This window comes from Pollutimonas bauzanensis (assembly GCF_040393045.1).
Taxonomy (GTDB): Bacteria; Pseudomonadota; Gammaproteobacteria; order Burkholderiales; family Burkholderiaceae_B; genus Pollutimonas; species Pollutimonas bauzanensis_A.
Window position 1 is genome coordinate 1 of the sequence record NZ_JBEBUX010000136.1, and the last position, 10869, is coordinate 10869.

Annotated in this window: 6 protein-coding genes and 1 pseudogene; 3 read left to right on the forward strand and 4 right to left on the reverse strand. The window is 57.2% G+C overall.

Translation table 11 applies throughout. From position 1 onward, the window contains the following. Positions 1–140 precede the first annotated feature (140 nt). A pseudogene (locus ABWO67_RS16685) lies at positions 141–344 on the forward strand (alcohol dehydrogenase catalytic domain-containing protein); the annotation flags it as partial. A gap of 99 nt (positions 345–443) precedes the next feature. On the opposite strand, the gene ABWO67_RS16690 reads toward ABWO67_RS16685, so the two are convergent. Together ABWO67_RS16690 and guaA are read right to left on the reverse strand one after the other, a co-directional pair. Then, the gene (locus ABWO67_RS16690; protein ID WP_353153587.1) at positions 444–1154 is read right to left on the reverse strand and encodes a phosphoribosylaminoimidazolesuccinocarboxamide synthase; all 711 of its coding nucleotides are present in this window, start codon (positions 1152–1154) and stop codon (positions 444–446) included. A 75-nt stretch (positions 1155–1229) separates the two neighbouring features. Then, the gene (guaA, locus tag ABWO67_RS16695) at positions 1230–2816 is read right to left on the reverse strand and encodes a glutamine-hydrolyzing GMP synthase (RefSeq protein ID WP_353153590.1); all 1587 of its coding nucleotides are present in this window, start codon (positions 2814–2816) and stop codon (positions 1230–1232) included. A 109-nt stretch (positions 2817–2925) separates the two neighbouring features. On the opposite strand from guaA, the gene ABWO67_RS16700 reads away from it, so the two are divergent. Continuing rightward, on the forward strand, positions 2926–4116 hold the full coding sequence (locus tag ABWO67_RS16700) for a YbfB/YjiJ family MFS transporter (RefSeq protein WP_353153592.1): 1191 nt from the start codon (positions 2926–2928) through the stop codon (positions 4114–4116). Next, the gene (locus ABWO67_RS16705) at positions 4106–4846 is read left to right on the forward strand and encodes an alpha/beta fold hydrolase (RefSeq protein ID WP_353153595.1); all 741 of its coding nucleotides are present in this window, start codon (positions 4106–4108) and stop codon (positions 4844–4846) included. The genes ABWO67_RS16700 and ABWO67_RS16705 overlap by 11 nt, the downstream gene beginning before the upstream one ends. On the opposite strand, the gene guaB is transcribed toward ABWO67_RS16705, so the two are convergent. Both guaB and purL read right to left on the reverse strand, forming a co-directional pair. Beyond that, positions 4831–6291 carry an IMP dehydrogenase gene (gene guaB / locus ABWO67_RS16710; protein ID WP_353153598.1) on the reverse strand — a complete coding sequence of 487 codons (1461 nt, stop codon included), beginning with the start codon at positions 6289–6291 and terminating at the stop codon, positions 4831–4833. The two genes, ABWO67_RS16705 and guaB, sit on opposite strands and share 16 nt — an antisense overlap. Before the next feature lie 149 nt (positions 6292–6440). After that, the gene (gene purL / locus ABWO67_RS16715) at positions 6441–10526 is read right to left on the reverse strand and encodes a phosphoribosylformylglycinamidine synthase (protein WP_502930037.1); all 4086 of its coding nucleotides are present in this window, start codon (positions 10524–10526) and stop codon (positions 6441–6443) included. Between the last annotated feature and the right edge of the window lie 343 nt (positions 10527–10869).

Here is a 10869-nt window from a genome sequence, read left to right on the forward strand (position 1 = left end):
TTTAATATTGGTTCTTGAAAAGTGCTAGAAGCAGCGATAAGCCGAGTAGCCCCCTTTGACGCGAAGCTTAGAGCGCGGTAACGCTACTACATCAAGGCAACTATCGTATCTCGCACGGTGGGACTATTGATGGTCTGCAGTTGGAGAATCTTGTCGACCGCCCTCTCACCCCATACGAAGTAAGGGTCGAGGTGAGGGCCGTATCGTTGAACTACCGCGATCTCATGGTTGCCAATGGTGCGTACCCTGTAAAAATAGATATTCCAATTATTCCCTGTTCCGGCGGTGCCGGAGACGTGGTTGCTGTCGGCTCGATGGTCACCCGGGTTCAACCTGGTGATCGCATAGCAGCATTCGTGAATGCCGTAGTTTCAAAGTCCGCAAAAAAGCCCGCAGTTACGCGGGCTTCTGGAATTTCGTGCTGGCAGCTATGCCCCACTGCCCTAGTGCATCAGCTTTTCGTACAACGTCCCGTGATCCAGCACCCTGCCCTTGTCGTCCATGACCCGCATCGCATCCGCCGAGACCTCGTCGATGACCACGACCTCGCCGTCGACGAAGCCGATTTCGATCTTCATGTCGATCAGACTGAGCCCCTTGTCGGTCAGGTCTGACTCGACGATACGACACACCCGGCGGGTGAGGTCCTTGGCCTGCTCGAGGTGCTGCTCGGTAAGGAGGTCGAGGGCAACGATGGTGTCGTCGTTGATAAGGGGATCACCGCGTTCGTCGTCCTTGATGGTGATCTCGACGAGGTAGTCGAGCGTACTCGCGGTGTCGCCGATGTAGTTCTGGTAACGCCGCTGGAAGCTGCCCCAGGGCCGAGTGCGGCAGATGAACTCGAGGCCGCCCTTGCCGCTGATATCCTTGCCCAAGGGCTCGGCGCGCCGGACTTCCATGCTGGCCTGCTCGAGGTCGAGACGCACCAGGTGGGTAGGGATGCCGGCGGCATGGAGGCACTTGAAGAAATGGTCGGTCATGGCGAGAGACTTTCGGCCTTTGCCTTCAACCTGTCCGATGACGGTGTTGGCGCCCGGGTCGATGACACCGTCTTCGCCGGTGACGTCGTCCTTGAAGACGAGGAGGATGTTGTCATTCGGCAGGGCGTACAGGTCCTTGGTCTTGCCGGAATAGATCTTTTCGCTGGTGTTCATCGGTTTACTCGCCGGTAGTTCCAATATCCCCTTCGGGGGCAAAGACGGGGCACCAGAGCGCCCCGCTGCTGTAACTCACTCCCACTCTATCGTCGCCGGCGGCTTGCTGGAAACATCATAAGTGACCCGATTGATACCCCGCACTTCATTAATTATGCGCGAAGACACTTTCTTTAGCAGCGCATACGGCAATTCCGCCCAATCGGCAGTCATGAAGTCGGACGTTTGTACGGCGCGCAACGCCACAACATAATCGTAGGTACGGCCGTCGCCCATGACGCCGACCGACTTGACGGGCAGGAACACGGCAAAGGCCTGGGAAGTGAGGTCGTACCAGCTCTTGCCGCTGATCGGATCGACGGTTTTACGCAGTTCTTCGATGAAGATGGCATCTGCACGGCGCAACAGATCGGCAAATTCGTGCTTGACCTCGCCTAGTATGCGCACGCCCAGTCCCGGACCTGGAAATGGGTGGCGGTACACCATGGCAGGCGGCAAACCGAGTGCCACACCCAATTTGCGGACTTCATCTTTGAAGAGCTCGCGCAGTGGCTCCAGCAATTTCAGGTTAAGCGTGTCGGGCAGACCGCCCACGTTATGGTGCGATTTGATCGCGACGGCCTTCCCGCCTTTAACTGCAGCCGATTCGATAACGTCGGGATAAATAGTGCCCTGGGCCAACCAGCGTGCATTGGCAAGTTTTCCGGCTTCTACCTGGAAGACTTCGACAAACTCTTTACCTATGATCTTGCGCTTGGCTTCGGGGTCGCTGACGCCGGCCAGCTTGCCCATGAACTGCTCGGTCGCATCAACGTGAATGACCTTGACCCCGAAATGGCCCGCAAAGGTTTCCATGACTTGCTTGGCTTCATTCAGGCGCAGCAGACCGTGGTCCACAAACACGCAAGTCAATTGGTCGCCAATCGCTTTATGGATAAGCGCTGCCGCTACGGATGAGTCCACCCCGCCCGACAGGCCCAGAATGACCTCGTCGCTGCCTACCTGAGCGCGAATATTTGCAATCGCCTCGGAGACGTAATCGGGCATATTCCAATCGCCATTGCAGCCGCAGATTTCGGTAACGAAACGGGCCAGAATGGCTTCGCCTTGGGCGGTATGGGTAACTTCCGGATGGAATTGCACGGCGTAAAAACCGCGAGCTTCGTCGGCCATGCCAGCTACAGGGCATGACGGCGTGGACGCCATCAGCTTGAAACCTGGGGGCAAAGCGGTAACTTTGTCGCCATGACTCATCCAGACCTTGAGCATGCCATGGCCTTCGGTCGTGGTGAAATCTTCCAAGCCGTCAAGCAGCTTGGTGTGACCATGCGCGCGCACTTCGGCATAGCCGAATTCGCGATGATCGGACCATTCGACCTTACCGCCCAACTGAGCGGCCATGGACTGCATGCCATAGCATATGCCCAGGACCGGGACACCCGCTTCAAATACCTTGCTAGGCACCTTGAGCGACTCTTCGTGGTAGGCCGAGGCGTGGCTGCCCGACAAGATAATGCCTTTCAGGCCGACCAGGCCCTCGATGAATGCGTTGTCGACATCACCCGGATGGATTTCGCAATAAACGCCCGCTTCGCGTACGCGTCGTGCGATAAGTTGAGTGACTTGTGAACCGTAATCGAGGATAAGTATGCGCTGGTGCATGGCAGAAAAAAGGAAAAAGAAAGCAAGGCATTAATGTAACGTATTGAGCCGGGTTGCGCTGGCACATATTGCCTAATACAGCTACAGTTTCGTGTAACAAGGAGCCTTCATGCAATCCAGGCAGTCAGCTGTTGTAATTTCACTCGCAGGATTTATCGCACTCGCTGTGGCCATGGGCATAGGCCGCTTTGCCTTCACCCCCATGCTACCCATGATGCAAAACGACTCTGGCCTAGGGCTCGCCGAAGGCGGCTGGCTTGCCAGCGCCAACTATCTGGGCTATTTGCTTGGGGCACTGGTCGCAGCAAGGCTACCCTGGACCTCCTCGGTGCAACTGCGAGTCGGGCTTTTCCTGGTACTGGCAACAACGATTCTTATGGGCGTCACCGAGACATGGCTTAGCTGGCTGGTGTGGCGGTTTATTGCGGGCGTTGCGAGTGCGTGGGTATTAGTCAGTACCTCCTCACTTTGCCTGCCGCGCCTGGCTGCATTGGGCCAGCCGCACCGGGCTGGCCTGGTATTTGCCGGGGTTGGCTGCGGCGTCGCTCTGGCAGGCATTTTGTGCATGGTGCTGGACTTAGCCACGGTATCCTCCTCGCGCACATGGCTGCTGCTGGGTGCTGTTGCATTGGTAGGCGCTTGGGGCGCCCGCGGTTTATGGCAAACATCACTGCCAACCGCTCCATCCCCAGCCACCCCCATCCCAGAGGCCCCAACAAGTCCTTCCAAAGCCATCAATGGCTACTGGACACTCATAGGATGCTACGGCTTGTTTGGATTTGGCTATATATTGCCAGCAACCTTTTTACCGGCGCAGGCCAAGCTGCTAGTAGCGGACCCCGCCCTCTTCGGCTTGGCATGGCCGCTGTTCGGCCTGGCGGCTGCTATCTCGACGCTGATCACCCCTAGGCTTGCCGCCATTTTTTCTCGCCGTACGGTGTGGGCAGGTGCTCAGTACATTATGGCTGCGGGCGTTTTGCTGCCTGTACTTTGGCCCAGCCTGTTTGCAATCGCCATTGCCGCCATCTGCGTAGGCGGTACCTTCATGGTGATCACCATGCTAGGCATGCAGGAAGCCCAGGCTGTAGGCGGCGTACACGCGCGCAAGCTGATGGCGGCCCTAACCGCCGCCTTTGCAGGGGGCCAATTGGCAGGACCAATATTCTTCAGCTTGACCCACACCTATTTCGCCGCAGACCTTGGCTTCGCGTTGATATTGGCTGCAATCGGCCTGGTGCTGAGCAGTCTCTTACTATTGAAATCCGGCAACCATATAAAGGAAGAGCAAGATGCCCGTTGAATCCCCTTCGTCCCGTACTTTCGTGCTGGTGCATGGCGCCTGGCATGGCGGCTGGTGCTGGTCAAGAGTCGCCGATCGTTTGCGCGCGTCGGGACATAAAGTCTACACGCCAACGCTTACCGGCCTTGGTGAGCGCGCGCATTTGCTGCGTCCAGATATTACATTGCACACCTTTGTGCAGGACGTTGCCAATGTGCTGATTTGGGAAGACTTGCACAATGTCACGCTGGTCGGACATAGCTTTGGAGGGCTGGTCATCACAGGCGTCGCCGATATTTTGGCCGACCGACTGGACCAACTGGTGTATCTGGATGCCTTTATCTTGGATAGCGGAGTTTCCACTTTCGATACTCTGCCAGACGATGTCGTGGCCAAGTTGCGCGCAATTGCAGACGCGCAACCGATACCGTCGCTACCAGCCCCCAAACCCAAGAGCCTGGGGTTGTTCGAGGTCGATGATGTGGCTTTTGTGGAGTCCCGGTTGACTCCGCAACCTCTGGGCGCGTACGAAACCGCGTTACCATTGCAGCACCCAGTCGGCAATGGCCTGCCCTGCGCTTACATTCATTGCACAGCGCCATCTTTTGCCGCCGTGGAAGGCTCGCGTCAATGGGTCAAGGAAAATACCAGTTGGGACTGGTCGGAACTGGAAGCCGGGCATGACGCCATGGTGTCCGCGCCCGGCCTGCTGGCCGAGCGCTTGAACCAATTAGCTTATTCAGCCCGGTAGTTGGGGGCTTCCTTGGTGATTTGCACATCGTGCACGTGCGACTCGCGTACGCCCGCCGAGGTGATTTCAACAAATTCAGCCTTGTTGCGCATTTCTTCGATGGAAGCACAACCGCAATACCCCATGGAAGCGCGAATACCGCCTATCAATTGATAGATGATGGCAATAACGCTGCCTTTGTAGGGTACCCGACCCTCAATGCCTTCTGGAACCAGCTTATCGACATTGTTGTTGGGATCCTGGAAATAGCGATCTGCCGAACCGTCGGACATGGCGCCCAGGCTACCCATGCCGCGATACGACTTGTATGAGCGGCCTTGAAACAGGACGACTTCACCGGGGGCTTCTTCTGTGCCGGCAAACATGCCGCCCATCATGCAGGCTGAAGCGCCGGCAGCGAGCGCCTTGGAAACGTCACCCGAATAACGGATGCCGCCGTCGGCGATAAGAGGAACACCCGTGCCTTGCAGCGCCTTGGCAACATCAGCAATTGCTGTAATTTGCGGAACACCTACACCTGCGACGATACGCGTGGTGCAAATCGACCCGGGGCCAATACCCACTTTTACGCAATCGGCACCGGCTTCGACCAAAGCCTTTGCTGCGCTAGCGGTAGCAATATTGCCGCCAATAACCTGGATTTTGGGATAGTTCTTTTTAACCCAGCGCACGCGTTCAATAACGCCGGCAGAATGGCCGTGAGCCGTATCCACAACAATGACATCGACGCCTGCATTGGCCAGTTTTTCAACCCGTTCTTCGGTGCCTTCACCTACGCCTACTGCTGCGCCTACGCGCAACTGGCCTTGATGATCTTTCGAGGCACTGGGATGTTCTGTATTTTTGACAATGTCTTTGACTGTTGCCAACCCGCGCAACTGGAACTTGTCGTTGACAATAAGCACGCGTTCCAGACGGTGCTTGTGCATGAGTGATTGCGCCTCGTCGAGCGTAGCGCCTTCTTTCATGGTGACCAAACGGTCTTGCGGCGTCATGACGTCGCGCAACGGGACGTCCAGCCGGTCTTCGAAGCGCAGATCGCGATTCGTGACGATACCGACCAGCTTGCCCGCTTCGACCACTGGCAAGCCGGAAATACCATGCTGACGTTGCAATGTAATGGCATCGCGCACTTTCATGGTGGGCGTGACGGTAACCGGGTCAATCACAATACCGAACTCGTGACGCTTGACGCGCGCGACTTCGCGGGCCTGTTCGTCGGCAGTAAGGTTTTTGTGAATGATGCCGATACCGCCTTCCTGGGCCATGGCAATGGCAAGGCGCGCCTCAGTCACGGTGTCCATGGCCGCGGAAACCAGCGGGATGTTCAGCGTGATGTCTCGGGTGAAACGAGTCGCAAGGGACGCGTCGCGAGGCAGTATTTCGGAATACGCGGGAACCAACAACACATCGTCGAAGGTGAGCGCTTTTTTGATTAGACGCATAAACTAGCTCCGTGCAAAGCAAGATTATACGCGAACTAAGGGTCAATACCTACTTTATGCGCCGACATGAGGATATTACTTGCCGAAAGCGGCTGCTAAACAACAAGCGGGCATGAAGGCCGTGCCTTGCATGCCCGCCTGGCAGGCGTTTAGCCCAACCACACCCTGGCATTGCGGAACATACGCAGCCAAGGACTATAGCCACCGTGCGCGCTGTCAACGCCACCGGTATCGGCAGGCCCCCAGCTTGTTGGCGCCCATGACATCATCACGTTGCGCGTCACGCGTTCGGGATGAGGCATCATTACCGTGAAGCGCCCATCTGCCGTTGTGACGCCGGCAATACCCTGAGGACTACCGTTAGGGTTATAGGGATACTGCTCTGTGCGTTTCCCGTGATTATCAACAAAATGCAGCGCTGTCCGGACTTGGGCCAGCGTGCCCTGCTGCGTAAAATTCGCATAGCCTTCGCCGTGCGCCACAGCCACCGGGACGCGGGTTCCGGCCATGCCTTGCATGAACAGCGACGGCGATTCGGGAATTTCCATCAGGGACAAGCGCGCTTCATACTTTTCCGACTGATTTCGTGTGAATCTGGGCCAGTGTTCGGCGCCAGGAATCATGCTCGCCAGCGCAGCCATCATTTGGCAACCATTGCATACGCCCAACGCAAAAGTGTCCGGACGAGCAAAATAGGCCGCGAACTGATCGGCCAGCAGTGTATTGAAGCGTATGGTTCGCGCCCAACCTTCACCCGCACCCAACACGTCGCCGTAGCTAAAGCCCCCTACCGCTACCAAGCCTTGCATGTCGTCCAGGCGTGCGCGCCCGGATAGCAAGTCTGTCATATGCACATCTTCTGCCTGAAACCCTGCCTTGTCGAAGGCCCAGGCCATTTCAACCTGACTGTTGCAACCCTGCTCGCGCAAGATGGCAATTTTAGGGCGCTTGCCTGTGAGGATAAACGGCGCGGCGACATCTTCCTGCGGATCGAAAGCAACCACGGGGCTGAGCCCAGGATCGCTGCTGTCTTGCCAGATATCGAATTCCGCTTGGGCGCAGGCCGGATTGTCGCGCAAGGCCATAATGCGACGGCTGACTTCGGCCCATTGCTGGCCCAGTTCGGCGCGCGGCTTTTGGTAAATACATTTACCATCCCGGAACAACTGAATTTCATCCAGCTTATTCAGACTGCCAATTACATGGGAATGGGCCGACAAGCCCACCGCGCGCAATTGTTGCAACACGAAATCGCGCTGGGCCAGCGGCACTTGAATAACCGCGCCGGCTTCCTCCGCAAACAAGGCCTTGAGGGTGATTTCGTCCCGTTGAACCGACATTTGATCTGCACGGATCTTATAGTCGCCGTAGTCGGCGGCTACCGGATCTATGGTCAGCATATCCAGGTTAATCGACACGCCTACACGCCCGGCAAATGCCATTTCGGATACGGTGGCCAATAGACCGCCATCGGAACGATCGTGATAAGCCAGGATATGTTTGTCGGCTGCTAATTGACGCAACACAGTGAAGAAAGACACCAGCGCCGCGGCATCGGTGATATCGGGAACAGTCTCCCCGACCCGATTAAAGGCTTGCGCCAGGATCGAAGCCCCCAGGCGTTGCTGACCAAAGCCTAAATCGATGAGAATTAGCGCGGTATCACCCGCATCCGTACGTAACTGCGGCGTCAAGGTCGCCCGCACGTCGGTCACCGGCGCAAAGGCCGTCACGATCAGCGAAACCGGCGCCAGCACTTCGCGCTGCTCGCCGTCGTGCGACCACGTCGTGCGCATGGATAGCGAATCCTTCCCTACAGGAATGGACAGGCCCAATTGCTGGCACCAATCGCTTATCGCCGATACGGTGTCGTACAAGGCCGCGTCCTGGCCGGACGCCCCGCATGCGGCCATCCAGTTTGCCGACAGTTTAATGTCTTTCATCGACTTGACGTCGCTGGCGACCAGGTTGGTCAGTGCTTCGGCGATAGCCATGCGGCCGGACGCGGGTGCGTCGATCATGGCGATGGGGGTGCGTTCACCCATAGCCATGGCTTCGCCGCGCACACCTTCGTAATCTGCCAGGGTCACCGCGCAGTCGGCCACCGGAATCTGCCAGGGCCCGACCATTTGATCCCGGCTAGTCAGGCCGCCTACCGAACGATCACCGATAGTAATGAGGAAATTCTTGCTGGCCACAGTCGGGTGACGCAATACACGCGAGATGGCTTCATCAAGCGCAATATCCGTAATATCCAGGTCTTCGCCGACGCCAGGCTGGCGCTGCACATCACGTGTCATGCGTGGTGGCTTGCCCAGGATGACATCGATAGGCACGTCGACCGGCCGCACATCGGCGTCGGATTTAGGCGTGATTAGTTCTGAAACGCCAGGCAAGCCTTCGCCATAAGTAACGCGTAATTGGCGCTCTTCGGTGGCCACGCCAACAACCGCATAGGGACACCGTTCGCGCCGTGCGATTTCATCGAAGCGCGACAAATCTTGCTGCAAGATGGCCAGTACGTAGCGCTCCTGCGATTCGTTGCTCCAGATTTCGGCTGCGGACAAGCCGGATTCTTCAAGATGCACCTGTTGCAACTCGAAAATGGCGCCCCGCCCTGCGTCGTTGACCAACTCGGGGAAAGCGTTGGACAAACCGCCTGCGCCGACGTCATGGATGGCCAGGACAGGATTGTTATCACCCTGCTGCCAGCAACGATCTATGACTTCCTGCGCACGCCGCTCGAGTTCGGGGTTGCCCCGTTGAACGGAATCGAAGTCCAGTTCGGCGGTGTTGGCGCCTACGCTCATGCTGGATGCAGCACTACCGCCCATGCCAATGCGCATGCCAGGACCGCCCAATTGAATCAGCAAGGCCCCCGGAGGGATTGGGTCTTTGTGGGTGAGGCGCGCATCAATGGAGCCTAAGCCGCCCGCAATCATGATGGGCTTGTGATAGCCCCAACGGGTACCGCCGGCGGTTTGTTCGAAGGTACGGAAATAGCCCAGCAGATTGGGGCGCCCGAATTCGTTACTAAAAGCAGCGCCGCCGATGGGGCCTTCTATCATGATATCCAGCGGACTGGCGATACGCTCGGGCGACCCGTGAGCGTCGATCTCCCAAGGTTCTGGCGCATCTTTAAAGCGCAGATTGGACACCGTGAAGCCCGTCAGGCCCGCCTTCGGCTTGGATCCGCGGCCCGTAGCGCCTTCATCACGAATTTCTCCGCCCGCGCCGGTAGCAGCGCCCTGAAACGGAGCAATGGCTGTCGGATGGTTGTGTGTTTCCACTTTCATCAACGTATGCACCACAGCCTGATGGTGCTCGTAGGTGGAAACCGATGCCGTATTGCCCGCATGAAACAAGGTTGCCGGCCCACCGCTCATGATGGCTGAGTTGTCGGAATAAGCGACCACTGTGCCTTCGGGTTGCGCCGCATGCGTTGCACGTATCATGCCGAACAGCGTATTTTGTTGCTCGATTCCGTCAATGACCCACTGCGCATTGAATATTTTGTGGCGGCAGTGCTCGCTATTGGCCTGCGCAAACATCATCAATTCGACGTCTGTTGGGTTACGGCCCAGTTGCTTGAATGCCGCATCCAGGTATTCGATCTCGTCTTCCGACAAAGCCAGGCCCAAGCTGCGGTTGGCCTCGTCCAGCGCCGCCTGCCCTTGGCCAATAACATCGACCATCTGTATAGGCTTGCCAGGCAAGGAAGCAAACAGTGCTGCACCGTCAAAGGCGGCATCCACCACTGTTTCCGTCATGCGATCATGCAGACAATCGGCGATTTTCGCCAATTGTTCGGCAGTAATGGACTTAGCGCCGAGCAGACCGCGCGAGGGAGTCAGCGTGTAATGAATCCCACGTTCGATACGTCGCACGGACTGCAGACCGCAATTATGTGCGATGTCGGTGGCTTTACTGGCCCAGGGTGACACCGTCCCGAAGCGAGGAACAACGCGCAAGACCAGAGAGTTTTTATCTTCTTTGCTGCTATTGGCAGCGTTGCCGTAGTCGAGTAACTGCTCGAGCTGCGCCTGATCTTGGGAATTCAGGCCTGCTTCAGTCCACACATAGTGCTCGAAGCGGCCGCTAATGTCGGCGACGGGGAGTTCAAGTTCGGCAAACCGCTGCAGGAGCCGTTCACGACGAAATGAGGACAAAACCGAGGAGCCAAGGAGATACTGGATAGAGTTCACGATACGACGCAGGCAAAAGGAGGGAAACATGGCATTTTACCTGCTTGCGGGGGAAGAAGGTTTCGGGTCATGCGGATGCTGGATATATGCCGGAGTTATGGGGTTGTATTGGTGTTGGATAAGCCCTGTTTACGTGCTGTTGGATGCTTATCGGTTTAGGGGCCTGGAGCCCGTCTTACTCAGTTTTTAAATACATCGTTGCTGCGGTCTTGCTTGTTTTTGTTCAACACGCCATTGCTGCGTCCTTGTCATATTCTTAACACGCCGTAGCTGCGGTGATGGGGATATGCGCTCCTCGTGGCCCGATTCGGCGCCCTGCGCGCCGAACCAGCGTGGACTGGCTCGTACGCCCATTCGGGCTGCCTTCGCCTAC